We start from the raw sequence: 24,039 nt of genomic DNA, 5'->3' as shown, positions 1-24,039 counted from the left end.
AGAAATTCCTTGTTAAAAGGGATCAATTTAACGGTTGAACGGTCAAAGCGTTATCTGCCAGTTGCAGACGGGCCGCTTTGCCATAAAATTCGGCTGGGATTTTATCGCTCAGCCAATATTCACCTGCGATAGACACCAGTTCTGCCGTCAGGTGAGTACAAAAAATTTGTGCTTCTCGATCGCCGCTGGCGCCCGCAAGCGCACGCCCACGCATCATACCGTAAACGTGAATATTGCCATCTGCAATCAGTTCTGCGCCCGCACTGACGTGGCTTGTAACAATCAGATCACAGTTTGGCGCATAAATGCGCTGACCGGAACGAACCGGCAGATCAATCAATCGCGTTTTTGTGACTGGGGCTACATTTTGCGCCGGAGGCGGGGGAGCGGGAACGGTTGCAGGCGTTGCACGCGGGGCTTTTTCTTTGCCCTCGTTTAACAAGGGCAAACCCGCGCGTTCAATTTCGGCTTTTAACTCTGCGTCTTTGCAGCCGCTAATACCCACGATGCGCAACCCCGTGGAGGCGACGGCCTGCTGGAGCCGCTTCCAGTTAACCGGCCCCTCAAGGTCGCTTACATTGACGACGACAGGAGCATGCTTAAGAAAAGCGGGAGCCTGCGCGATTTTGTCTTCTAACGCCTGACGAATAACCTCGGGTTTTGCATCATGCAAATGAACCACTGATAAGGTGAAGCTACTGCCTTTAAGCTCGATGGGCGTATTTGACATCCTGGCCTTACTCAATTTGCTATTAACCGCAACACATCGCCGCGATATTCCGAAGAGTATCAGGCATGTTATAGTCAGGAGTATATTGAGGCAAGCAACCACCCATTAATTCAGAGTAAAAACATGTTTTGTGTGATCTACAGAAGTACCAGCCGCGACCAGACCTACCTTTATGTCGAAAAGAAAGACGATTTTTCCCGCGTGCCTGAAGAATTAATGAAAAGCTTTGGCCGACCGCAGCTGGCGATGCTGCTGCCGCTGGACGGCCGTAAGAAGCTGGTGAACGCCGATCTTGAGAAAGTCAAAAAGGCGTTAATCGAGCAGGGCTATTATTTACAGCTTCCGCCGCCACCGGAGAATTTATTAAAACAGCATCTTGAGGTGAGCGGAAAGAAATAAGCCCGGGTCCTTCCGGGAACAACTCATCAACCGATTAGGGGTCGACCATGTATCAACATCATAACTGGCAAGGTGCATTACTGGATTATCCCGTCAGCAAAGTGGTCTGCGTGGGCAGCAACTATGCAAAACATATTCAGGAGATGGGCAGCGCCGTGCCGGAAGAGCCGGTTCTGTTTATTAAGCCAGAAACCGCACTGTGCGATATTCGCCAGCCGCTGGTTCTGCCGCAGGGACTGGGCTCGGTGCATCATGAAGTGGAGCTGGCGGTGCTGATCGGCGCGACGCTGCGCCAGGCCACTGAAGAACACGTAGAGAAAGCGATTGCGGGTTACGGTGTCGCGCTCGACCTGACCCTGCGCGACGTCCAGGGCAAAATGAAGAAAGCGGGGCAGCCGTGGGAAAAAGCCAAGGGTTTTGATAATTCATGCCCGATTTCCGGTTTCGTTCCGGTGAGTGAATTTACCGACGACCCGCAGAACACGCCCCTCAGCCTGAAGGTCAACGGCGAGATCCGCCAGCAGGGAACAACCGCTGACATGATCCATAAGATCGTTCCGCTGATTGCCTACATGAGCCGCTTCTTCACCCTGAAACCTGGCGACGTGATCCTCACCGGCACTCCGGAAGGTGTGGGGCCGCTGCTTAGCGGCGACGAACTGGACGTCAGTTTTAACGGCCTGTCGCTGAAAACCCGCGTGCTGTAAAAGCACCTTGCCGCCTGAAAAGGGCGGCAAAACTTGCATCAACGTGCCAGACTCGTTATAAGGTGCGCTCTATTTTGACGTGTGGACATCCCGATGAACGACATTCCTTTCTGGCAAAGCAAAACTCTCGACGACATGACCGACGCGGAGTGGGAATCGTTGTGTGACGGCTGCGGGCAGTGCTGCCTGCATAAGCTAATGGATGAAGATTCGGACGAGATCTATTTCACCAACGTAGCCTGCAAGCAGTTAAACATCAAAACCTGCCAGTGCCGCAACTATGAGCGCCGTTTCGAATATGAGCCGGACTGCATCAAGTTAACCCGTGAAAATCTGCCGACCTTTGAGTGGCTGCCGCATACCTGCGCGTATCGCCTGCTGGCGGAAGGAAAGGATCTGCCCACATGGCATCCGCTGTTGACGGGGTCGAAAGCGGCGATGCACGGTGAACGTATTTCCGTGCGCCATATTGCGGTGAAAGAGTCCGAGGTGCGCGACTGGGAAGACCACATTATGAATCACCCTAATCGGTGATAATAAAAAACCCGCCGAGGCGGGTTTTTTATTGTGCGCAATTTTGTCGGGTGGCGCTGCGCTTACCCGACCAACAAAACTGACGTTGCCGTTTTGCTATTACCTTCCAAAAAGATCGCGTTTCTTTGGTTTGAACGGCTGGGCAATCAGCACCAGCAGCGCCACCACAAAGTAGGCGACAAAAATGCCCACTAGCCACTGCGGCATCTCCAGCGTCAGGAACTCCCACTGGCGTACAGAGCAGTCACCGGAGGCCACAAACACCTGCGGCAGCCATTTATCCAGCGGCAGCCAGCTCGGGAAGCGGGCGGCAAAATCGCAGGTCATAAACGGCGACGGGTGAAGCTGCATCTGGGTGTGCTCCCAGGCAAGCGCAATCCCTTTCCCGGCGCTGTATAGCCAGATGGCAATTGCCGCATAGCGTAACGGTGATTTGGGTGCAATCGCACCTACCAGACCCGCGCCCATAATGCCGAACAGAGCACAACGCTCATAAATACACAGTACGCAAGGTTTCAGCCCCATCACATGCTGAAACCACAGCGCGACCATTTCCAGCGCAAAGGCGGTCAGGGCCATCAACAACCACGCTCCGCGACCGCGTGAGCACTGGTTCAAAAATCGCAACATAATCATTTCCCTGGAACATGCTTAGACAGCGCAGTGTAAACGAATTTTAATGCGCCGCAAGTATACCTGCTTGCAATAACCATTGCGTACAGGGAACGAGAGTAATTTTGATGCACAGCAAACCAACCAGGGTAAGCACCAGCGTATACGGCAGCGCCATCCAGACCATTCTTCCATAAGAAAGTCGTATGAGTGGTGCCAGCGCCGAGGTCAGCAGGAAGAGGAATGCCGCCTGACCGTTCGGGGTTGCCACGGAGGGGAGGTTGGTTCCGGTGTTGATCGCCACCGCCAGCAGCTCGAACTGTTCACTGCTGACAATCCCTTGCTCCATCGCGGCTTTGGCCTCATTGATGTATACCGTCCCGACAAAGACGTTATCGGATATAGAGGACAACAGACCGTTAAACAAATAGAACAGCGTTAGCTGCGAATCTGGCGTAGCCTGAAGCACAAACGCGATGATCGGCGCGAACAGATGTTGGTCAATAATCACCGCCACGACCGCGAAAAACACCGCCAGCAGGGCGGTAAACGGCAGCGCTTCGGTAAAGGCTTTTCCGATAGCATGTTCGTCCGTAACGCCGCCCAGGCTGGTTGCAAGGATAATTACCGACAGGCCAATCAGCCCCACCTCGGCAAGGTGGAAGGCCAGCGCAGCGATAAGCCACACGCCGATGAAACCCTGTGCAATCAGGCGCAGCGTCTCCTGGCGCGTGCGTTGTTTGCGGCTCTGCTCGTCAAACTTATGCAGCTCCTGGCGGACCTGATCGGGCAACTTCGCGCCATACCCAAAGAGGTTGAATTTTTCGACCAGCACACAGGTGGCTAACCCGCAGACCAGCACGGGCACGCTGACGGGCGCCATGCGCAGGAAAAATTCGCCAAAATGCCATTCAGCCGCTTTGGCGATAATCAGGTTTTGCGGCTCCCCGACCATGGTCATCACGCCGCCCAGCGCCGTCCCCACGCCCGCATGCATCATCAGGCTGCGCAGAAACGCGCGGAACTGTTCCAGCACATCGCGGTTGTGCGCCTCAACGTGGCTGTCGTCCTGCAAGTTATCGCCAGGACGAGACGAGGCCACCCGGTGGTAAATCCCGTAAAAGCCGACGGCGACGCTGATCACCACCGCAACGACCGTCAGCGCATCCAGGAAGGCAGAGAGGAAGGCCGCGGCGAGGCAAAACGCCAGCGAAAGCAGCGTTTTCGACGGAATGCTCAGCAGCAAACGGGTGAAGATAAACAGCAGAAGCTGCTTCATAAAGTAGATCCCCGCCACCATGAAGATCAGCAGCAGCAGGACTTCAAGATTCGACGCTATCTCGTTTTTAACATGCTCCGCGCTGGTCATTCCAATGACCACGGCTTCCAGCGCCAGCAGCCCGCCGGGCAACAGCGGATAGCACTTCAGCGCCATCGCCAGGGTAAAGATAAACTCGGCGACCAACATCCACCCGGCAACGAAGGGATCCAGCAAAAAGATAACGGGATTAACGACCAGGAATACCAGTAAAGTAAGTTTGTACCAGTCAGGTGACTGACCTAAAAAGTTGCGCCACAGCGCGCGCCCAAATGAAATTTCCACGACAGACGTCCTTTACCCGTCAAATAAGACAAGACATCAGTATACGCAAAAATGGCGGCAGAGCGGGGGATTAAGCCATTTGTAAATTTCATAAAAATGAAACGGCGATCCCTCTTTTCTGTCTCTGCTGCGCTATCTGCCTCTGCGCGCCTCTGGTATGATGAGTGCAATTTGCTAAAGCTGTGTAATGGAAATCTCACTATGGTCATTAAGGCGCAGAGCCCGGCGGGTTTCGCGGAAGAGTACATCATTGAAAGCATCTGGAATAATCGTTTCCCTGCGGGATCAATTCTACCTGCTGAACGCGAACTCTCTGAACTGATTGGCGTCACCCGTACCACGCTGCGAGAAGTGCTCCAGCGTCTGGCGCGCGATGGCTGGTTGACGATACAGCATGGCAAACCCACTAAGGTGAACAACTTCTGGGAAACGTCCGGGCTGAACATTCTGGAAACGCTGGCGCGTCTCGACCACGAAAGCGTACCGCAGCTGATTGATAATCTGCTTTCCGTGCGCACCAACATCGCCACCATTTTTATCCGCACCGCGTTTCGTCAGCATCCTGAAGATGCGCTGAAAGTGCTTGCCACCGCTAATGAGGTGGAAGACCACGCGGATGCCTTTGCGACCCTGGATTACAATGTGTTCCGCGGTCTGGCGTTTGCTTCCGGCAATCCGGTTTACGGTCTGATCCTGAATGGAATGAAAGGGTTATATACGCGCATTGGTCGTCACTATTTTGCTAACCCTGAAGCCCGCAGCCTGGCGCTCGGCTTCTACCATAAACTGAGCAAACTCTGCACCGAAGGGCTGCACGATCAGGTCTATGAAACGGTGCGTCGTTACGGCCACGACTCCGGTGAAATCTGGCATCGGATGCAGAAAACGCTGCCGGGTGATTTAGCGATTCAGAGTCGCTAAAATAAAAAACCTCTCGATTGAGAGGTTTTTTTTCGCCCGGTGGCGCTTTGCTTACCGGGCCTACAAAACCCGTAGGCCGGGTAAGGCGTAGCCGCCACCCGGCAACAAACTACAGCGTATTCAACCGCGCCGGACACCGGTCCAGCAGCTCCACGCTGCCATCTTCGTTCTGCTGCTCCAGCAACACGTCAAATCCCCACAGGCGATGCACATGCTTCAGCACTTCCTTACGCCCCTTGTCCAGCGGCGCGCGGTTGTGCGGAATATAGCGCAACGTCAGGGAGCGGTCGCCGCGCAGATCCACGTTCCAGACCTGAATGTTCGGTTCAAGATTACTCAGGTTGTACTGGGATGACAGGCGCGAGCGGATCTCGCGATAGCCCTCTTCGTTGTGGATCGCGGAGATCTCCAGGTAGTTGTTGCGGTCATCATCCAGTACGGTGAAGAAGCGGAAATCACGCATGATCTTCGGCGACATGAACTGGCTGATAAAGCTCTCATCCTTAAAATCACGCATCGCGAAGTGCAGCGTTTCCAGCCAGTCGGAACCGGCAATATCCGGGAACCAGTATTTGTCCTCTTCGGTGGGCGACTGACAAATACGCTTGATATCCTGGAACATGGCAAAGCCGAGCGCGTACGGGTTAATGCCGCTGTACCACGGGCTGTTATATGCCGGCTGGAATACCACGTTGGTGTGGCTGTGCAGAAACTCCATCATAAACCGCTCGGTGACTTTTCCTTCGTCGTACAGGTGGTTAAGAATGGTGTAGTGCCAGAAGGTCGCCCAGCCTTCGTTCATCACCTGGGTCTGCTTCTGCGGATAGAAATACTGGCTCACCTTGCGCACGATGCGCAGGATCTCACGCTGCCACGGCTCCAGCAGTGGGGCGTTTTTCTCCATAAAGTAGAGCAGGTTTTCCTGCGGCTCGGAAGGGTAGCGACGCGCCTCGGCGACGGTTTTCTCCTCTTCACGTTTCGGCAGGGTGCGCCACAGCATATTCACCTGGCTTTGCAGATACTCCTCGCGGCTCTTCTGCCGGGCTTTCTCTTCCTGCAATGAGATCTTCTGCGGACGCTTATAACGATCAACGCCGTAGTTCATCAGCGCGTGGCAGGAGTCCAGCAGCTTCTCCACCTCGTCCACGCCGTAGCGCTCTTCGCAGTCGGTAATGTATTTGCGGGCGAAGATCAGGTAATCGACGATGGAGCTGGCGTCCGTCCAGCTGCGGAACAGATAGTTATTTTTGAAGAACGAGTTATGTCCATAGCAGGCGTGCGCCATCACCAGCGCCTGCATGGTAATGGTGTTCTCCTCCATCAGATAGGCAATACACGGGTTAGAGTTAATGACGATTTCATACGCCAGTCCCTGCTGCCCGTGCTTATACAGCCGCTCTGTTTCAATGAATTTTTTGCCAAACGACCAGTGCGGATAGTTAATTGGCATCCCGACGCTGGAGTAAGCGTCCATCATCTGTTCCGAGGTGATGACTTCAATCTGATGGGGATAGGTATCCAGACGATAGAGTTTGGCCACCCGGTCGATCTCCGCCAGGTAGACATCCAGCAACTCGAAGGTCCAGTCGGGTCCATCGCTCAGACGGGTGCTGTCCCTGGACATGGAATCTAGTGTAGCCATTAGCGCGCCCTCGTTGTTGGTCGCTCTCTCTGACTGGAGAGCCTCCTTTCAAGCATAGATCACCCCATTCAAATACGCGGGGCGCAGAAATTTTTTCTTTGCGATTTCGCGTTTTCGATACGGCAAATAAAGCGGTGCTCACAGAATTTTCTACTGGTTAAAAATAACGCGCAGCAGGAGATCCCAAATAAGCGCCATCCCCTGATACAGCGGGATATGTGAGTTGAGTCACCATAAAAAAGTCATATGTTGAATAATATTTTCAACTAGGTTATCAATCTGTAATTAGATGATTGTTCTTTTGCTCATAATGGAGTGGCTATGCGTGTTGTCATACTGGGAAGTGGTGTCGTTGGCGTAACCAGCGCCTGGTATTTGAGTCAGGCGGGACATGAGGTTACCGTTATCGATCGCGAATCCGGTCCGGCGCTGGAAACCAGTGCGGCGAATGCGGGGCAAATCTCTCCGGGCTACGCTGCGCCGTGGGCGGCCCCGGGCGTTCCGCTGAAGGCGATCAAATGGATGTTTCAGCGACATGCGCCGTTGGCGATAAGTCTTGACGGCACGCAGTTCCAGCTTAAATGGATGTGGCAGATGCTGCGCAACTGCGACACCCGCCACTATATGGAAAACAAGGGGCGTATGGTGCGGCTGGCGGAATACAGCCGCGACTGCCTGAAGGCGCTGCGTGCCTCAACGGGCATTGAATATGAAGGGCGTCAGGGCGGCACGCTTCAGCTGTTCCGTACCGCGCAACAGTACGAAAACGCGACCCGCGATATCGCCGTGCTTGAAGATGCTGGCGTACCGTATCAGCTGCTGGAAGCCAGCCAGCTGGCGCAGGTGGAGCCAGCGCTTGCCGAGGTCGCGCACAAGCTGACGGGCGGTCTGCGTTTACCGAACGATGAAACCGGCGACTGCCAGCTTTTCACCCAGCGTCTGGCGCGCATGTGTGAGCAGGCCGGGGTGAAATTCCGCTTCAATACTTCTGTCGACAAACTGCTGTCGGAAGGGGAGAAGATTTACGGCGTGAAGTGTGGGGAAGAGGTAATTAAAGCCGATGCCTACGTGATGGCGTTTGGCTCCTACTCAACCGCGATGCTGAAAGGCATCCTGGATATCCCGGTCTATCCGCTGAAAGGCTACTCCCTGACCATTCCTGTGAAAGAGGACAGCGGCGCGCCGGTCTCGACCATTCTTGATGAAACCTACAAAATCGCCATCACCCGCTTCGATAACCGGATCCGCGTCGGGGGCATGGCGGAAATCGTGGGCTTCAATACCGAGCTGCTCAAACCGCGTCGTGAAACGCTGGAGATGGTCGTGGGCGATCTCTTCCCGCGCGGCGGCTTCATTGAGCAGGCGACGTTCTGGACCGGCCTGCGCCCAATGACCCCGGACGGCACGCCGATTGTGGGCCGTACACCATACAAAAATCTGTGGACTAACACCGGCCACGGCACGCTTGGCTGGACCATGGCCTGCGGTTCGGGCCAGCTGCTGAGCGACCTGATCTCCGGAAGGACGCCGGCAATTCCGTTTGACGATTTGAGCGCCGCACGCTATCAATCAGGGTTTACCCCATCGCGTCCACAACACCTGCACGGCGCGCATAATTAAGGAGTCGTCATGTCCCGTCCCATTCTGGCCCAGCTGGATTTGCAGGCGCTGAAGGATAACCTGCAAATTGTTCGCCGTGCTGCGCCGGGTTCTCGTGTCTGGTCGGTGGTGAAAGCCAACGCCTACGGTCATGGTATCGACCGTATCTGGAGTGCGCTCGGCGGCACCGATGGTTTTGCCTTGCTGAATCTGGAAGAGGCCATCCTGCTGCGCGAGCGCGGCTGGAAAGGACCGATCCTGCTGCTGGAAGGATTCTTTCATGCGCAGGATCTGCCTCTGCTGGATAAGTACCGCCTGACGACCAGCGTTCACAGTAACTGGCAGATCAAGGCCATCCAGGACGCGAAGCTGCATGCCCCGCTGGATCTCTATCTCAAAGTGAACAGCGGGATGAACCGTCTGGGCTTCCAGCCTGAACGGGTGCATACGGTCTGGCAGCAGCTTCGTGCGCTGAAAAACGTCGGTGAGATGACGCTGATGGCGCACTTCGCCGATGCGGAAAAGCCGGACGGCATTGCCGATGCCATGGTCCGCATTGAGCAGGCGGCAGAAGGTCTGGACTGTCCGCGCTCGCTGTCGAACTCAGCGGCAACGCTCTGGCATCCCGAGGCGCACTACAACTGGGTACGTCCAGGGATCGTTTTGTACGGCGCGTCACCCTCAGGTCAGTGGCAGGATATTGCCAACAGCGGCCTGAAGCCGGTGATGACGTTACGAAGCGAGATTATCGGCGTGCAAACCCTTAAAGCGGGCGATACGGTGGGCTATGGCAGCCGCTATCGGGCAGCAGGTGAACAGCGCATCGGTATCGTGGCGGGGGGCTATGCAGATGGTTATCCGCGCATCGCCCCGAGCGGCACGCCGGTGTGGGTCGATGGCGTGCGCACCGGCACGGTAGGTACCGTCTCCATGGACATGCTGGCCATCGATTTGACGCCGTGTCCCCAGGCGGGCATCGGATCGCCGGTTGAGCTGTGGGGCAACGAGGTTAAAATTGATGATGTGGCCGCTGCGGCGGGCACCGTCGGGTATGAACTGATGTGCGCTCTGGCGCCAAGAGTGCCTGTTGTGACGGTGTAACTTGTGTGTGCCGGGTGGCGCTAGCGCTTACCCGGCCTACGTTCGGGGTTTTGTAGGCCGGGTAAGGCGAAGCCGCCACCCGGCAAAAAAGCAGCTACTCCGCCTCCTCCTCCATCGGCCTTACGCCGACTTTGCGCACCGCGTTATCTTCTTTCTCCGCTACCGTCCAGATCATCCCGGCAAACTCCACCTGGTCACCGACGACCGGCGCAGCCCCTAATAATTGCTGAATAATCTCACCCAGGGTTTGCTGGTTATCGCGATTCTCCAGTCCACCTTCCAGGCCATAAATCAGCGCCACATCCGCAAAGCGGGCGCTGGCTTCGAGGATAAAATCGCCGAAGAAACGCTGATCCAGCGCCACCGGGGGCGACTGGCTGAACAGCTTGCCGAGGGCCGGCAGGTCGCGCTCGCGGCCAATCACGCAGAGGATATCGTTCTCACGCAGCCGCGTGCTGCCGGTCGGGTGAAGCAGGGCGTTATCCCGGAACAGGGCGGCAATGCGCGTTTCAGCGGGCATATGCAGATCGCGCAGGGACGCGCCCACGCACCACTTATCGGCGCTTAGCTGGTAGACAAACTGTTCCCAGGGATTCTCAGGGTGAATATCCAGCCCCACGCGGGAGACCGGCCAGCCAATGGGCGGTACCACCACTTTGGCTTTTTTCGCCGCCCAGCCCAGCGACGTCCCCTGGAACAGCAGCGACACCAGCACCACGAAGAAGGCGACGTTGAAGAACAGACGGGCGTTGTCCAGCCCGGCCATCATCGGGAACACGGCCAGAATAATCGGCACCGCGCCGCGCAGCCCCACCCAACTGATAAATATCCGCTCACGCAGGTTAAACCCGCGGAACGGCAGCAGCCCGGCAAACACCGACAGCGGACGGGCGAAGAAGATCATCCAGGCCGACAAAAGCAGCGCCGGCACGGCGATAGGCAGCAGGTCCGACGGCGTCACCAGCAGGCCCAGCACCAGGAACATGGCGATCTGCGCCAGCCAGGCCAGACCGTCGAAGTTCTGCAAGATGGCGTGACGGTTGCGAATCGGTCGGTTGCCCAACAGGAAACCGCAAAGGTAAACCGCCAGAATACCGCTGCCGTCCAGCGCGGTGGTGACGGCAAAGATCAGGATCCCACCGCTCAGGGCCAGCAGCGGGTAAAGGCCGGAAGGCAGCGTAATACGGTTAATCGTATGCTGTAACAGGTAACCGCCGCCGAGACCAATAATAATCCCGAGGCCAAACTGCTGGAGGATGTGCCAGGCGAACATCCAGCTCAGGCCGGTTTCGTGCTGCTGGATCATCTCAATCAGGGTAATGGTCAGGAACACCGCCATCGGATCGTTACTGCCGGATTCAATCTCAAGCGTGGAGCCAACGCGTTCGTTCAGCCCCTTGCCGCCGAGCAGTGAGAAAACCGCCGCCGCATCGGTAGAGCCGACAATCGCGCCAATCAGCAGGCCTTCCATTATATCGAGGTTAAACAGCCAGGCCGCCATCATGCCGGTCAGGCCGGAGGTGATCAGCACGCCGACGGTCGCCAGAGACAGCGCCGGGCCTAAGGCAACGCGAAACGAACTTGCCTGGGTGCGCATTCCGCCGTCCAGCAGAATCACCGCCAGCGCGAGGTTACTCACCATATAGGCGAAAGGGTAATTATCGAAGGGGATACCGCCGATACCGTCGATCCCGGCAAGCATGCCGATAGCCAGGAAAATGACAAGAATAGGTATGCCAAGACGCGATGAAAATGAACTTAATAAAATGCTAAAGGTTACCAGGATGGAACCCAGAATGAAGAGACTGATTATCGCTGTGGCACCCAATGTCGTCTTACTCCCACCTCAATGTGAACGCTGTTATTAAAACCCTAACATAATAACAACGTTAACTGCGTTTTATTGAGGGGGAATAACGGCTTTTTTATGCCTTTAAGACCGGATGACCGCTGATTGTTAACCGACTGCCTGAATTATCGTGTACAAGGTGCGCCTGGGCACCCAGTGGCAGCGTAACGGTTTGCTGCTCATGGCCGAAATCCAGACCGGCGATCACCGGGATATCCAGCCGGGAACGAATGAAATCAATCATCGTCTCCAGGGAATAGCCCGCATCGTAATCGTTGGGGGCTGAACCACTAAAACTGCCCAGCACAATGGCCGACTGCCGATCCAGGATCCCGGCGTGATACAGCTGCAACAGCATACGTTCGACGCGGAACGGGTGTTCGTTGATATCTTCCAGCACCAGTATGCCGTCCGTGATCTGCGGCAGCCACGGCGTTCCAATCAGCGACACCAGCATCGCGAGGTTGCCGCCCCACAGCTGTCCTTCACATTCCCAGTGCGGTCCATTGCCTTGCCACTCGACGGTGAACGTCGGGTTTTGCAGGGCGCGCCAGAAATGGTCCTGCGTAAATGCATCCAGCTCCGGCGCACCAAAGTTGCCGGCCAGCATCGGGCCGCTAAAGGTAATGACGTTATGCAACGCCAGCAGGCCGAGCTGGATCGCCGTGAAATCGCTGTGTCCGCAGATTAACAGCGGATCCTGCTGCTGGCGCGCGGCCAGCCCGGCCCAGTCGATGCTCTCCAGCAGCCGGCTTGCGCCATAGCCGCCGCGCACGGCCAGCACAATAGTGTTTTCACCTTCCAGCGTCGCCAGGCTGTTGATATCGCTCAGTCTCTGCGCCTCCGTACCAGCAAAACGCTGCATGCGGCGGGGGATAATTGTCTGATTTTCTACCTGATGGCCCATTTCCAGCAGGCGCTGAACGCCCCGCTGTGCCGCCTCCTGGTTGATGCAGTAGCCTGACGGTGCGATGAGATGAAACTGAGGCATGGCAATTCCTTGCTGAATGAGAATCTAATTGTCTATATCATGCCGCTTATACGCCGCCTGCTTCAAGGGGCGACGTACCGCGATGACCGGCTATAAGGATAGATGACGTGAAATTGAGATGGTTTGCTTTTTTGATTGTGCTGCTCGCTGGCTGTAGTTCAAAACATGATTATCAAAATCCCCCCTGGAACCCTGAAGTGCCGGTAAAGCGGGCCATGCAGTGGATGCCGATCAGCGAACAAGCCGGGAAGGCCTGGGGCGTGAGCCCGCGTCTGATCACGGCGATCATTGCCGTGGAGTCCGGTGGCAACCCGACGCTGGTGAGTAAATCGAATGCGGTGGGGCTGATGCAATTAAAAGCCTCGACGGCGGGAAGAGAGGTCTATCGCTACATGGGCTGGAAGGGACAGCCATCCACCAGCGAGCTGAAAAACCCGGAACGTAATATCTCTATGGGAACCGCTTACCTGAGCATTCTCGAGCATGGCATTCTGAAGGGGATTGACGATCCGGAAGTGATGCAATATGCGCTGGTGGTGTCGTACGTTAACGGAGCCGGCGCGCTGCTCCGAACCTTCTCATCCGATCGCAAAGAGGCGATAGAAGAGATTAACGATATGGATAAAGATGAATTCTTCGAGCACGTTGTGAAGAATCATCCGTCAGCACAGGCTCCACGTTATATCTGGAAAGTACAGAAAGCGATGGACGCCATGTAACGCCTTTGTCGGGCGGCTGCACGCTGCCCGACGCCTTTCAGCGCACTTTATTCGCGCGTTCCCGCGCTTCACGCTCCAGTGAGAAGATGATGCGCTGTAGTTCGCGTTCGGCGCCTGGCCCGACATTCAGAAAGCGAAAGCTCAGTCGCGGCGTGGTAATGGTTTCGTTTTTGCTGTCCACCACCTTGCGCTCGCTGATGGCAATCAGCTGGGCGTCAAACCAGAAGCGTCCCCATCCGCCCATATCCAGCTCAATCTGACTAAAACGCATGCCTTCCACCAGTCCTTCCGGCTTCGGCGTATCCATTAACGCGCCCATCCCGCCCAGTGACAGGTCGAAGAGACGAAAGCGGATCTCTTTTTTGTCCGGCATTTTTGCCTTACAGAAATAGGCCGGGTGAAGCGGGGCGCTGATGCGAAAAAACTCGCGGCGTTGCACGAACCAGAGGTTAGCGGGCAGGGGAGCGATAAACGCAGGCAAACCCTGGTACGCGATCGTGGTCAGGCGGGGCAGTATAAACTCGACTTTAGCCCCCTGCGTTTCGGCCATCACCGAGAGGTTTTCTGCCTGGAGCGCGGCACGGTTTTCTTCGCTCTGGCTACCCAGATCCACGATCAGGTGTTCTGCCGTCACGTCCAGGATCTTACTGATAAACTGGCTGGTTGACCAGTTGATGCGCAGCGGCACCTCGCCCTTTTTCAGGTCGCGTAATACCCCTAATACAGCCAGCGGATTTTGTTTCAGGAACTGCTCACTGTAGCTACTCACGCCAGATGGCTCCTCGATAGATGACAGACTGTCTCTGGGTTATCGGCACGCTGGCATGAAACTTAATACAAACGATCTGTTTTTCTCCGCCGATATTGATTTGCTAATGGAAATGATAATAATTGGCGTTCCCAATACCATCTAATAACAAGACGACACTATGAGCACCTCACGTTTTGCGTTATGCGCGTTGGCAGGCGCCGTCACGCTGGCATTGCAAACACAGGCTTTTGCAGAAGAACCCACCATCGTGGTGACCGGTACAGAGCAGGGCAGCGCGCTCCCTGCCTGGACCAACAGCGCCACGAAATCAGCCGTCGCGGAAAGTAAAACGCCCCAGGTGATCAACACCATCGCCGCTAAAGAGATTGAGCAGCGGCACGCCAGTTCGGTAAACGAGATCCTGCGCTATGCGCCGGGCGTTTCCACGGAGGTGCGCGGGAGCACCTCTTACATGAGCGAGTACAAAATCCGCGGGTTCAACGTCGAGCAGGAGTTCTACAACGGCCTGCAACTTCCCTATAACGTCACCGGGAACACTAAAGCGCGAATCGATCCGCTGCTGATTGAGAGCGTCGATATCCTGAAGGGGCCGTCATCCGTGCTGTATGGCGGTGGCTCCCCGGGCGGGCTGGTCAATATTCAGAGTAAAAAGCCGCAGAAAGAGGCGAAAACAGAACTGGGCTTTAACACCGGAAACCGCAATCTGAAAGAGGGGTACCTGGACTCCACGGGGCAGATTGCGACCAGCGACTGGAACTATCGCCTGCTGGGTAAAGCGACAGAGAGTGACGAACAGGCGCACACCACGCGCTATGAAAACTATCTGGTGGCCCCCTCCGTGACCTGGCAGCCGGATGACAAAACGCGCCTGACCATTGACGCGCTGGCGCAAAATACGCCGAGCCTGACGCCGTCTGATCCGATGCCGCTAAGCTATCTACGGTCTAAATACGCCGATCGTCGTGACTATGCCGGGGATGAGTGGAGCGGCTTTAAGCAGCGTCAGTGGATGCTGGGCTACAGCTTTGAACATGAGTTTGACAGTGGCTGGGGCTTTAGCCAGAAAGCGCGCTACTTTGACGTGGACACCCACCAGCGCAGCGCCTATTCAACCGGGACGGGCAGCGAGGTCTACCAGCTTAACCGCTTCGCCTATACCACGGATGAAGATTTACAGAGCTTCAACATTGATAACCAGGTCACCCGAACCGTCGCGCTGGGGGACTGGAAACATCATCTGCTGGCGGGCTTTGACTACCAGAAGCTGAACTCTCACTTCCATTATCGTTACGCCTCGTCCACACCGGGTATCGATATGCGTAATCCGGATCACTCGCAGATCGATAACGATGCGCTGGGGCTTGAAACCGCGCAGAAAAACCGTCTCAGCTATCAGCAGAATGGCTATTACCTCCAGGATCAGATTGCGTTTGGCGGGCTGAACGTGCTGGCCAGCCTGCGCTATGACGACTACCGTTCTGTCACCACCAACTATCTGCAAAACGGTGACAAAGCCTGGGTATCGCAGGATCGCCTCACTAAGCGACTGGGCGCGCTTTATGCCTTTGACAATGGTCTCTCGCCGTTTATCAGCTATTCGGAAGGGTTCGCCCCGGTATCGCCGCAGGGCACGTTGACCGCGAAAGACGTTAAGCCCACCACCAGCAAGCAGGTGGAGGGTGGGGTGAAATACCTGCTGGCGGATTACGCAACCACCTTCACCGCCTCGGTGTTTAACATTCGTCAGAAAAATGTGGTGACCAGCGATCCGGGCTTCCTCAACTATCGCCAGACCGGGGAAGTGGAATCGAAAGGTGCGGAGCTTTCCGCTATGAGTCGTCCAACGGATAACCTGACGCTGATTGCCAACTATGCCTACACCCACGCCATCAATACCGAAGATGACAAGTACCAGGGCAAACGACCGACGCAGGTCCCTGAGAACGCCTTTAATCTGTGGGGAGATTACACCTTTGACAGCACACCGCTGAGAGGGTTAACGCTGGGGGCAGGGGCACGCTACACCGGGCCGATGGAGATCTCGCCAGCCAACGACGCAGGCAAGCTGGGCGGTACGACGCAATACGATCTGGCGGCATCTTACCGCATGGGCGAGCTGGCGCCATCGCTGGAGGGGCTGACGCTGAAAGCGAGCGCGCAGAACGTCACCAACAAAGAGACGCTCACCTGTTATGACGCGACCAACTGCTGGATAGGCCGCGACCGCACGTTCCAGGTCGGGGCGAGTTACAGCTTCTGAAAAAAGCCCGGTGGCGCTTCGCTACCGGGCCAATCTATTGCACGGAACCATCCCCTCGCCCCACCGGGGAGAGGGGCAGGGTGAGGGGCGCTACTGCGCCGCCTGTTTCGCAGGTGCAACATCATCGTTTGCCGCAGGCTGATTCTCCGGTACGCTGTCGCACGGCTTCTCTTTCGGGCAGACCATGTCCAGCATCCTGAGCGTCACGCCGTTACTCCAGCCGAAACCGTCCTGCAACGGATACTCACCGCCGCCACCGCCGGTACCGGTCGAAGAGACATCGTACTTCTCAACCAGTTTCTTCTCGCGATCGTAGGTATGCTGAACGTTTTTCAGGAAACGCCAGGTTACGTCCATCGCCACTTTCTGCTGACCATAGTTCTGCAACCCTTCCACCGCTACCCACTGCAACGGCGCCCAGCCGTTCGGCGCATCCCACTGCTGCCCGCTGTTGATGGTGGTGGTAGAAATACCGCCCGGTTTCAGCAGGCGTGACGACGCGGCTGCGGCCACTTTATCGGCGCGATCCTGTGATGCGGCCTTCACATACAGCGGGAAGAGGGCTGCGGCCGTCAGCTGATTACGCACCTTCCCGGTTTTCAGATCGTAATCCGCATACCAGCCCTCTTTATCGTTCCACAGGTGGCTTTCCATGGCTTTCTGACGTGCGGAGGCCAGCGCGTCATATTTACTTGCACTGGCGTTATCGCCGTCTTCCTGACTGGCGCGGGCCAGCAGTTTTTCCATCTTAAACATCAGCGCATTCAGATCCACCGGCACGATGCTGGTGGTGCGGATGGTACCCAGCTTCTGTGGATCGTCCATCCAGCGGGAGCTGAAATCCCACCCCGAGGCCGCGGCAGAGCGCAGATCGCGGTAAATCTCGGTGGCCGGACGGTTAGGGTTATTTTTGGCGGTGGTCACGTCATCCAGCCACGACTCAGGGCGCGGCGTGTCCCGATCGTCCCAGTAGCGGTTGAGGATCGAGCCGTCATCCAGCTTCACCACGCGTTTGTTCGCCTGACCAGGCTGGAGCCCATCAGCCCCCTCCATCCAGTAAGCGTACTCTTTCTCCATCTGCGGACGGTATTTCTTCAACGCGTCGCTGTCATGCGTGTCCAGCAATTCCACCATCAGCGAGAAGAACGGCGGCTGAGAGCGGCTCAGGTAGTAGCTGCGGTTACCGTTAGGGATATGGCCCCAGGTATCAAGCTCGTAAGCGAAGTTGTCCACCATGTCGCCGATCTTATCCCAGTGGCCGCTCTCGGCCAGCCCCAGCATGGTGAAATAGCTGTCCCAGTAATAGACTTCGCGGAAGCGTCCTCCCGGCACGACATAGGGCTTTGGCAGGGGCAGGAGGGAGTCCCATTTGTTCGCTTTGTCAGTGGTGCGGGTCAGTACAGGCCACAGATCGTCTATGTGTTCGCGCAGGCTCTGGCCTTCAGGGGGAACGTATTTCTCACCTTCCTTCGGCAGGATAAAGTTCATCTCTACGAAGTGGCGCAGGTCAAAACCGGACTGGGTATGCTGCATCCGGTAATCCGCCAGGATGGTTAGCGGGTCGCTTTTGGGAACGGCATCCGCGAAGGTTTTCTGATCCGGGAACAGTTTGGCACTCTGTACTTCATTAAAGAGGGGGCCAAGGAGAATATCAGGTGAGCTTTGCTGGCTCGTTGGCTGGTCTTCAGCATAACCAAATGCGGTAACACCGAGTAGGGCGCCTGCCAACGTAAGGTGTAACAAGCCAGGGCGTAGCATTCGAGTTTTTATCATCGGTTCATCTCCATTCGTCGCTGGGCAGCGTCACCGCTGTCGTCAATCACCTGAAAACCTTAGACGAATATTGCCCGCTTCGCGTGTTAGATATCCCATTTTGCGCATTACCAGACAATTTACCGCCGCGCCCGGACGTGAGAAGCGCGCCGAAAACTATTTACTCGGGGAATGTTTTTTGGGGAATGATTTTAATTAAATATCCTGTCAGGGCACGCCATGAATATTGACCAGGCTTATGGGTTGCAACCTTTTTTAATTCTGTGAGCGGGATTGTGTTTCTTTATTACATTCCGCGAATAACTTTCCGTGAAGGTCACACAAAGTAAAAAACATAACCGACATAACAAAAAACATAATAGCCTGCCGAAAAGCATTTAGACGAAATAGAGTGGCCCATCACTTTGGGTATTCACTTTTATTTCAGGATGGATTCTATGCAATTTAAAAAAATGGTTGTCCTCGTGGGGGCACTCTGTTCTGGCTCTCTTTTTGCGGCACAAAGCGCGACGAGCGTAGATGAAAAACTGGCGCAACTGGAGGCGCAAATCGAGGCGTTGAAACAACAGCAGGCGGCCAGTCAGCAGGCTGCTCCCGTGGTCGTCCAGTCAGAAGAGCCCGTCAATAAAGACGCACCACCGAAGCTGACGCTTTCGGGCTTTGGAGATATAAAATTTTATGGCGATGTGGAATTTAATATGGATGCTGCCAGCAAAACCGGCAGTCTGACTTCTGTTAAGCAAAGTGCTAATAGCGACTGGGCACCGGGAGATAAAGAACGGTGGGATATTAATGGTCGTATTTTGCTGGGGTTTGATGGTTATCGAAAAATGGATAACGGCCATTTTTCCGGATTTTCTGTACAACCACTGGGCGATTTGGCAGGGCAAATGTACCTTGATGATGCGGTATTTTTCTTTGGCGCAGAAAACGACTGGGAAATTAAAGTTGGACGTTTTGAAGCCTACGATATGTTCCCGCTCAACCAGGATACCTTTGTTGAATACTCGGGCAATACAGCGGACGATCTTTATAGCGACGGCTATGGTTACATTTATATGCTGAAAGAGGGGCGTGGCCGTACCGACAGCGGCGGTAACTTCCTGATGAGTAAAACGCTGGATAACTGGTATTTCGAGCTGAATACGCTGTTCAAAGACGGCAGCGATCTGTACGTCGACCAGCGCTACCATGGCGCGGAACTGGAAAATGATAAGAACGTCGCCTATGTCCGGCCAGTTATTTCGTGGCAGGACGGCCCGTTCTCAACGGCCGTCGCCATGGAAACCAATCTGGTCAACAATGCTTATGGCTATCGGGATGACGCGGGTCGTTGGGTCGATCAGTCTGACCGCACCGGTTACGGATTCACCATGACCTGGGATGGTCTGAAAGCCGATCCTGAGGATGGCATAGTCGTGAATCTCAACACAGCGTATCTTGACGCCGCAGACGAAACGGACTTCACCTCCGGCGTCAATGCCCTGTGGCGTAACGCTGAGCTGGGCTATATTTATGCGCATAACGAAATCGACGAATTTAACACTTCAACCTTTGACGCAGAGTGTGAGAATGATTGCTGGATCACCGATCCGGGTGAGTATGATATTCACACTGTCCATGCGTCGTACCTTATTCCCAACGTAATGAAGATGAAGAACTTTAACATTTACCTGGGCGCCTACGCTTCGTGGGTGAACGCGTCGCCGAAAAAGGGAAGCGATAAGAACGACGATCGTTATGGCGGTCGTGTGCGGTTTAAATATTATTTCTGAAGAGTGTCATGATGCCCCTCTGTTAGCAGGCAGAGGGGCCATTTTGCAGGCCGGGTATGCGCAAGCGTCACCCGGCAATACGATCGGCTACAACCCTTTCTTATCCATCAGCACCGCCAGATCCACCAGACGGTTCGAGAAGCCCCACTCGTTGTCATACCACGACAGGATCTTCACCATATTCCCGCCAATCACCAGCGTTGAAAGCCCGTCGATGATGGATGAGCGCGGGTCGCCCTGATAATCACGGGAGACCAGCGGTTCATCGCTGTAGCCCAGGATGCCTTTCAGCGGCCCGCTGGCGGCAGCCTGACGGAACGCGTCATTCACCTCTTCGGCGGTCACGTTGCGGCTCAGCGTCACCGTCAGATCGACAATCGACACCACCGGAACCGGCACGCGCAGAGAATACCCGGTGAGTTTACCGTCAAGCTCGGGGATCACTTTCCCGAGCGCTTTTGCCGCGCCGCTGGAGTAAGGCACAATGGATAATGCTGCCGCGCGCGCGCCGCGCAGATCTTTTTCCGGCTGGTCATGCAGCGCCTGGCTGTTGGTGTAGGCATGCGTGGTGTTCATCAGCCCGTGCTCAATGCCAAACTGCTGGTGCAGCACCTGCGCCGCTGGCGCCAGACCATTAGTGGTGCAACTCCCGTTGCTGACCACAAAATGCTGGGCCGGATCGTACAGCGTGTGGTTCACACCCATTACCACCGTCAGATCATCATTTTTAGCCGGGGCGGAAATAATGACGCGTTTTGCGCCGCCGCTCGTGATATGCACCGCCGCTTTTTCACGTTCGGTGAAGAAGCCGGTTGCTTCAATTACCACCTCAACGCCTGCGTCTTTCCACGCAATGTTTGCCGGGTCGCGTTCACTGAATACGGTGATGCGTTGCCCGTCAACCTGTAGCGCGCCGTCCGCCGCTTCCACAGGCACCGGCAGCGTGCCGAGCAGAGAGTCATATTTCAGCAGATGGGCGAGGGTTTTACTGTCCGTCAGATCGTTAATGGCCACAATCTGGAGATCCGGGTTGCCCAGCGCTGCGCGCAGGACATTACGTCCGATACGGCCGAAACCGTTAATACCGACCTTAACCATGATGCACTCCTTATCTGTGTTGTCTGGAGTTACTGTAGGCGTCAGGTCAGATGGCGTAAATGACAAAAAAGGATCATATTACGCCATTCTGCGGCAGTGGAAGCGCTGGCGGTATTCGCCCGGCGTAAGATGAAGCTGCTTTTCAAAAACGCGGCGCAGGTTGATGCTGGTACCAAACCCGCTTTTTTCGGCAATGACCTCAAGCGGATCCTGGGTCTGCTCCAGAAGCTGTCGGGCGGCGGCCAGACGCGCTTCGGTGACATAACGGGCCGGAGGCACGCCCACGTCACGCGTAAACACGCGGGTGAAATTGCGCGGGCTCATGGCGACCCGTTCGGCCAGCCTTTCGACGCACAAATCTGCGGTGAGGTTTTGCAGGATCCAGCTTTGCAGTTCGCTGACTGGTCCGGTCGCGCCGGACTGCTCCAGATTATAGCGGCTGAACTGTAGCTGGCCGCCAGGCCGACGCAGGTACATCACCATATCCTGCGCCACATTGCGGGCGAGGGTGAAGCCGTAATCATCCTCCACCAGCGCCAGCGTCAGGTCAAACCCGGAGCTGACGCCGCCGGACGTCCAGACGGGGCCATCCTGAACATAGAGCGGGCCGCCCTCAACGTTGACCGCAGGATAGCGGGTTTTCAGGGTTTCCAGAAGCCGCCAGTGGGTCGTTGCCCGGCGCCCATCGAGCAGTCCGGCCTGTGCCAGCAGCAGGGCCCCGCCGCAGACAGAGGCGACGCGGCGCGCATGCGGCGCGGCCAGGTGCAGCCAGTCCACCACGGCGGTGCTCTCCTGCTCATTCATGCCGCGACCGGTAATGATGATCGTGTCCAGCGGTTCGCGCGGATCCAGCTCCGGCAGGCGATAGTCCGCCAGCAGGTTCAAGCCGGACTGGCCGTGGATCACCAGGTGAGGCTGGGTGGTGGCGATAATGATGCGATAGCGGGGCTGCTCAAGGCCGTCCGGGTGCAGCCGATTGGCCTGCATCAGAATGTCGGCGATACCGGCGGCTTCAAACAACATGCCACCATCAGGAACGATAATCAGGATCTTCTTCATGTCCTGAAAAGTACCTTTATCACAAAATAAGTCAAGCGGAAGGCGAACATTGTAGAAGAGACAAATGAGGCGTGCCGGGTGAAAGAGTAGAACGGCAGATGTTGGGAAGAAGTAAAATAAATATGTAGTAACGGTAAAACTTCTTGCGTGAGGTTCACTGTCAGCGCCGCTGAACCCCCCAGTTTATGGGCTGCAAGGGAGCGCGCTGAACGATGAGAGAGCAAAAAGATGTAGCCGGGCTTAATTGTTTAGGTGCAAAAAATAACCCCCAAGGGGAATTTTGCTCAGGTTATTTCGGATCGCGAAATTAAATTTCTGCCATTTTCTTAGCCGCCATTTGTTTATGCGGGACGCTCGTGCACAATAAAAGTTATCTTCTGAATGCAACAATGAAAATATCCCAGATATATCCCGCAGCGCACAGAAAAAATGAAATTCTACTAATTATGGTAGTGGAGATAATAAGGGGTTACGTTAATGATAGTGGTTCTCTTTTTCCTGTTTAGCCATTAATTTTCATAGAGTTATGCTCGAAATCTGTCTAAGAAAAAGACGATTTTACCTAAGTGCGCATTTTTTATGAGATTAATCCTATAATGCATTGGGCGTATCATTAAACGCCATTAAGCAGGTGGGAAATATTGAATTGATGACAAGCTCATGTAAACTTGTCTACCGTTTGTCAAAATATGTCAGGAGCATGCTGGGCCCATTTCTGTCGGGTTCGTGCGGTAGCTATGCCTTAAAATAGTTACCTGCTGAAAATATTCCGACTATTTTAACAATAGCACCTAAGTCAAATTTTATCCCCTCTCTTCATCCTCTAAATATCGCTACGGAAAAGCATATGAAACTGCGCGTATTGTTATCACTTCTGTTTGTTATGGCGGTGGCGGGCTGTAAGGCGCCGCAGAAACCAGCGATCACCGATGATACGATTGTGACCAGCCAGGTGAATGGCATCACGCTGACGCACCGTCACGCTGTTACCCCTCCGGCGGAGTTCACTCAGGTGAATGAACCGTACCGTGCCATGTACCCGGCATCCCTGATGAGCCGTCCTGACTACGGCGGAAAAGTGATCCGTACGCTTGAGACCGGTAAAACTTACGTCGTGCTGGGGCAGGTTGAACATTTCTGGATGGCGCTGGCCGATGAAGGGAGTGAACAGCTGATTGGTTATGTGCCGATGCGTGCCGTAATCAAGGCTGACCAGTACGAAGCCACCGTGCGTAAACAGGCACTGCGCCCGAAAGCGCGCAAGAAAACCACCTGTGTTGATGTCGATGGCAACAGCAAAGCCTGCAAAGACAGCGCGAACGGTACCTGGATCCTGAACTAAACGGGTTTCACGAGCATATTTTTATGAATAATAAAAATTTTCATCGGATGTGGTTCCCTTTTTTTGCGTTGATTTTCGCGCTGATCGGTGGTTGTACGTCGTCTTCACACAGCGACCCATCCCGCTACAATCTTCAGTTTCAGGCTCATCCTCAAATCAATGATTCTGCGCCGCTTAAGGTCAGAGTGTTGCTGCTGAAATCCGATGCGGATTTCATGTCCAGTGACTTCTACTCCTTACAGAACAACGCGTCAGCCACGCTTGGCGCGAATCTGCTGAACAGCGATGTGTTCTTCCTGATGCCGGGCCAGCTTTCGAAAACCCTGAGCGGACAAAGCTCACCGGAAGCGCGCTATATCGGCGTGATGGCGGAATACCAGGCGCTGGACGGCAAAAAATGGCGCGTCTCACTTCCTTTGCCTGTTCCCGGCGAAAACGCGATTTACCAGTTCTGGAAATGGTCCGCAGATGAACTCCAGGCCAGCGTCTTTCTTGACGTAAATGGTATCCGGGTCATCAGCCAGTAACGCCCTTCATAACAGGAAAGAGATCA

21 protein-coding genes and 1 pseudogene are annotated in these 24,039 nt (G+C 55.3%); 12 read left to right on the top strand and 10 right to left on the bottom strand.

Annotated features, from left to right (window positions below; translation table 11 throughout):
* Positions 1-22: 22 nt before the first annotated feature.
* A complete protein-coding gene (gene minC / locus ACOTY5_RS08245) occupies positions 23-730 on the bottom strand; it encodes a septum site-determining protein MinC (protein WP_017384318.1) in 708 nt (235 codons plus the stop codon).
* A gap of 123 nt (positions 731-853) precedes the next feature.
* On the opposite strand from minC, the gene ACOTY5_RS08240 reads away from it, so the two are divergent.
* The 3 genes from ACOTY5_RS08240 (at position 854) to ACOTY5_RS08230 (ending at position 2,370) form a co-directional block, all read left to right on the top strand.
* Positions 854-1,129, top strand: coding sequence for a YcgL domain-containing protein (locus ACOTY5_RS08240; protein WP_032653932.1), 276 nt, complete (start codon positions 854-856; stop codon positions 1,127-1,129).
* 47 nt (positions 1,130-1,176) lie between these two features.
* Positions 1,177-1,836, top strand: a complete 660-nt coding sequence (locus ACOTY5_RS08235) for a fumarylacetoacetate hydrolase family protein (protein ID WP_032619529.1) — start codon at positions 1,177-1,179, stop codon at positions 1,834-1,836.
* A 93-nt stretch (positions 1,837-1,929) separates the two neighbouring features.
* Positions 1,930-2,370 (top strand): YcgN family cysteine cluster protein, encoded by a 441-nt coding sequence (locus tag ACOTY5_RS08230; protein WP_015570314.1) that lies wholly within the window; start codon positions 1,930-1,932, stop codon positions 2,368-2,370.
* Positions 2,371-2,469: 99 nt separating this feature from the next.
* On the opposite strand, the gene dsbB is transcribed toward ACOTY5_RS08230, so the two are convergent.
* Together dsbB and nhaB are read right to left on the bottom strand one after the other, a co-directional pair.
* Positions 2,470-3,000 carry a disulfide bond formation protein DsbB gene (gene dsbB, locus ACOTY5_RS08225; RefSeq protein WP_017693268.1) on the bottom strand — a complete coding sequence of 177 codons (531 nt, stop codon included), beginning with the start codon at positions 2,998-3,000 and terminating at the stop codon, positions 2,470-2,472.
* Between the two features lie 46 nt (positions 3,001-3,046).
* Positions 3,047-4,585, bottom strand: a complete 1,539-nt coding sequence (nhaB, locus tag ACOTY5_RS08220; RefSeq protein WP_017693269.1) for a Na(+)/H(+) antiporter NhaB — start codon at positions 4,583-4,585, stop codon at positions 3,047-3,049.
* A gap of 201 nt (positions 4,586-4,786) precedes the next feature.
* On the opposite strand from nhaB, the gene fadR reads away from it, so the two are divergent.
* Positions 4,787-5,506, top strand: a complete 720-nt coding sequence (fadR, locus tag ACOTY5_RS08215; RefSeq protein WP_015570315.1) for a fatty acid metabolism transcriptional regulator FadR — start codon at positions 4,787-4,789, stop codon at positions 5,504-5,506.
* A gap of 109 nt (positions 5,507-5,615) precedes the next feature.
* Here the strand turns inward: fadR and ACOTY5_RS08210 are convergent, their stop codons facing one another.
* Positions 5,616-7,148, bottom strand: a complete 1,533-nt coding sequence (locus tag ACOTY5_RS08210; protein ID WP_017384314.1) for a SpoVR family protein — start codon at positions 7,146-7,148, stop codon at positions 5,616-5,618.
* A gap of 321 nt (positions 7,149-7,469) precedes the next feature.
* On the opposite strand from ACOTY5_RS08210, the gene ACOTY5_RS08205 reads away from it, so the two are divergent.
* The 3 genes and pseudogenes from ACOTY5_RS08205 to ACOTY5_RS08195 all read left to right on the top strand — a co-directional run.
* Complete coding sequence (locus ACOTY5_RS08205) at positions 7,470-8,768, top strand: D-amino acid dehydrogenase (protein ID WP_015570317.1); 1,299 nt, start codon at positions 7,470-7,472, stop codon at positions 8,766-8,768.
* A 9-nt stretch (positions 8,769-8,777) separates the two neighbouring features.
* Positions 8,778-9,848, top strand: coding sequence for a catabolic alanine racemase DadX (gene dadX / locus ACOTY5_RS08200; RefSeq protein ID WP_015570318.1), 1,071 nt, complete (start codon positions 8,778-8,780; stop codon positions 9,846-9,848).
* A 7-nt stretch (positions 9,849-9,855) separates the two neighbouring features.
* Positions 9,856-10,008: pseudogene (locus ACOTY5_RS08195) on the top strand (hypothetical protein); the annotation flags it as partial.
* Here ACOTY5_RS08195 and ACOTY5_RS08190 read toward each other — a convergent pair.
* Positions 9,943-11,676: a potassium/proton antiporter gene (locus tag ACOTY5_RS08190; protein ID WP_017384312.1), complete on the bottom strand. Its 1,734-nt coding sequence runs from the start codon at positions 11,674-11,676 to the stop codon at positions 9,943-9,945. The pseudogene ACOTY5_RS08195 and the gene ACOTY5_RS08190 overlap by 66 nt on opposite strands.
* A gap of 97 nt (positions 11,677-11,773) precedes the next feature.
* Positions 11,774-12,688 carry a muramoyltetrapeptide carboxypeptidase gene (ldcA, locus tag ACOTY5_RS08185; RefSeq protein ID WP_032648575.1) on the bottom strand — a complete coding sequence of 305 codons (915 nt, stop codon included), beginning with the start codon at positions 12,686-12,688 and terminating at the stop codon, positions 11,774-11,776.
* Positions 12,689-12,795: 107 nt separating this feature from the next.
* On the opposite strand from ldcA, the gene emtA reads away from it, so the two are divergent.
* A complete protein-coding gene (gene emtA, locus ACOTY5_RS08180) occupies positions 12,796-13,407 on the top strand; it encodes a membrane-bound lytic murein transglycosylase EmtA (protein ID WP_017384310.1) in 612 nt (203 codons plus the stop codon).
* 37 nt (positions 13,408-13,444) lie between these two features.
* Here the strand turns inward: emtA and ycgR are convergent, their stop codons facing one another.
* Complete coding sequence (gene ycgR, locus ACOTY5_RS08175; RefSeq protein ID WP_017384309.1) at positions 13,445-14,176, bottom strand: flagellar brake protein YcgR; 732 nt, start codon at positions 14,174-14,176, stop codon at positions 13,445-13,447.
* A gap of 160 nt (positions 14,177-14,336) precedes the next feature.
* Between ycgR and ACOTY5_RS08170 the strand changes: the two genes are divergently transcribed.
* Positions 14,337-16,439 carry a TonB-dependent siderophore receptor gene (locus tag ACOTY5_RS08170; protein ID WP_045142101.1) on the top strand — a complete coding sequence of 701 codons (2,103 nt, stop codon included), beginning with the start codon at positions 14,337-14,339 and terminating at the stop codon, positions 16,437-16,439.
* 90 nt (positions 16,440-16,529) lie between these two features.
* Here ACOTY5_RS08170 and ACOTY5_RS08165 read toward each other — a convergent pair whose 3' ends face one another.
* Positions 16,530-18,212: an alpha,alpha-trehalase gene (locus ACOTY5_RS08165; RefSeq protein ID WP_017384307.1), complete on the bottom strand. Its 1,683-nt coding sequence runs from the start codon at positions 18,210-18,212 to the stop codon at positions 16,530-16,532.
* Between the two features lie 437 nt (positions 18,213-18,649).
* Between ACOTY5_RS08165 and ACOTY5_RS08160 the strand changes: the two genes are divergently transcribed.
* The gene (locus ACOTY5_RS08160; RefSeq protein ID WP_023303875.1) at positions 18,650-19,987 is read left to right on the top strand and encodes a carbohydrate porin; all 1,338 of its coding nucleotides are present in this window, start codon (positions 18,650-18,652) and stop codon (positions 19,985-19,987) included.
* 87 nt (positions 19,988-20,074) lie between these two features.
* Here the strand turns inward: ACOTY5_RS08160 and gap are convergent, their stop codons facing one another.
* Positions 20,075-21,085 (bottom strand): type I glyceraldehyde-3-phosphate dehydrogenase, encoded by a 1,011-nt coding sequence (gene gap, locus ACOTY5_RS08155; protein ID WP_015570325.1) that lies wholly within the window; start codon positions 21,083-21,085, stop codon positions 20,075-20,077.
* A 78-nt stretch (positions 21,086-21,163) separates the two neighbouring features.
* Complete coding sequence (locus tag ACOTY5_RS08150; RefSeq protein WP_045142100.1) at positions 21,164-22,144, bottom strand: GlxA family transcriptional regulator; 981 nt, start codon at positions 22,142-22,144, stop codon at positions 21,164-21,166.
* Between the two features lie 847 nt (positions 22,145-22,991).
* Here ACOTY5_RS08150 and ACOTY5_RS08145 point away from each other — a divergent pair.
* Positions 22,992-23,486, top strand: a complete 495-nt coding sequence (locus tag ACOTY5_RS08145; RefSeq protein WP_006810964.1) for a hypothetical protein — start codon at positions 22,992-22,994, stop codon at positions 23,484-23,486.
* Positions 23,487-23,509: 23 nt separating this feature from the next.
* Positions 23,510-24,013, top strand: a complete 504-nt coding sequence (tssJ, locus tag ACOTY5_RS08140; protein ID WP_015570327.1) for a type VI secretion system lipoprotein TssJ — start codon at positions 23,510-23,512, stop codon at positions 24,011-24,013.
* The last annotated feature ends 26 nt before the right edge of the window (positions 24,014-24,039 follow it).

The sequence above is a fragment of the Enterobacter cloacae complex sp. SHL018 genome (assembly GCF_049237905.1).
In the GTDB taxonomy this organism is placed as follows: Bacteria; Pseudomonadota; Gammaproteobacteria; order Enterobacterales; family Enterobacteriaceae; genus Enterobacter; species Enterobacter hormaechei_C.
Note: the sequence above shows the minus strand (reverse complement) of the source record. Positions and strands in the feature narration are given on the sequence as shown.

Coding starts and splice junctions, on each gene's coding strand:
- minC (WP_017384318.1), bottom strand. CDS start 730: ATGTCAAATACGCCCATCGAGCTTAAAGGCAGTAGCTTCACCTTATCA.
- ACOTY5_RS08240 (WP_032653932.1), top strand. CDS start 854: ATGTTTTGTGTGATCTACAGAAGTACCAGCCGCGACCAGACCTACCTT.
- ACOTY5_RS08235 (WP_032619529.1), top strand. CDS start 1,177: ATGTATCAACATCATAACTGGCAAGGTGCATTACTGGATTATCCCGTC.
- ACOTY5_RS08230 (WP_015570314.1), top strand. CDS start 1,930: ATGAACGACATTCCTTTCTGGCAAAGCAAAACTCTCGACGACATGACC.
- dsbB (WP_017693268.1), bottom strand. CDS start 3,000: ATGTTGCGATTTTTGAACCAGTGCTCACGCGGTCGCGGAGCGTGGTTG.
- fadR (WP_015570315.1), top strand. CDS start 4,787: ATGGTCATTAAGGCGCAGAGCCCGGCGGGTTTCGCGGAAGAGTACATC.
- ACOTY5_RS08210 (WP_017384314.1), bottom strand. CDS start 7,148: ATGGCTACACTAGATTCCATGTCCAGGGACAGCACCCGTCTGAGCGAT.
- ACOTY5_RS08205 (WP_015570317.1), top strand. CDS start 7,470: ATGCGTGTTGTCATACTGGGAAGTGGTGTCGTTGGCGTAACCAGCGCC.
- dadX (WP_015570318.1), top strand. CDS start 8,778: ATGTCCCGTCCCATTCTGGCCCAGCTGGATTTGCAGGCGCTGAAGGAT.
- ldcA (WP_032648575.1), bottom strand. CDS start 12,688: ATGCCTCAGTTTCATCTCATCGCACCGTCAGGCTACTGCATCAACCAG.
- ACOTY5_RS08170 (WP_045142101.1), top strand. CDS start 14,337: ATGAGCACCTCACGTTTTGCGTTATGCGCGTTGGCAGGCGCCGTCACG.
- ACOTY5_RS08165 (WP_017384307.1), bottom strand. CDS start 18,212: ATGATAAAAACTCGAATGCTACGCCCTGGCTTGTTACACCTTACGTTG.
- ACOTY5_RS08160 (WP_023303875.1), top strand. CDS start 18,650: ATGCAATTTAAAAAAATGGTTGTCCTCGTGGGGGCACTCTGTTCTGGC.
- gap (WP_015570325.1), bottom strand. CDS start 21,085: ATGGTTAAGGTCGGTATTAACGGTTTCGGCCGTATCGGACGTAATGTC.
- ACOTY5_RS08150 (WP_045142100.1), bottom strand. CDS start 22,144: ATGAAGAAGATCCTGATTATCGTTCCTGATGGTGGCATGTTGTTTGAA.
- ACOTY5_RS08145 (WP_006810964.1), top strand. CDS start 22,992: ATGAAACTGCGCGTATTGTTATCACTTCTGTTTGTTATGGCGGTGGCG.
- tssJ (WP_015570327.1), top strand. CDS start 23,510: ATGAATAATAAAAATTTTCATCGGATGTGGTTCCCTTTTTTTGCGTTG.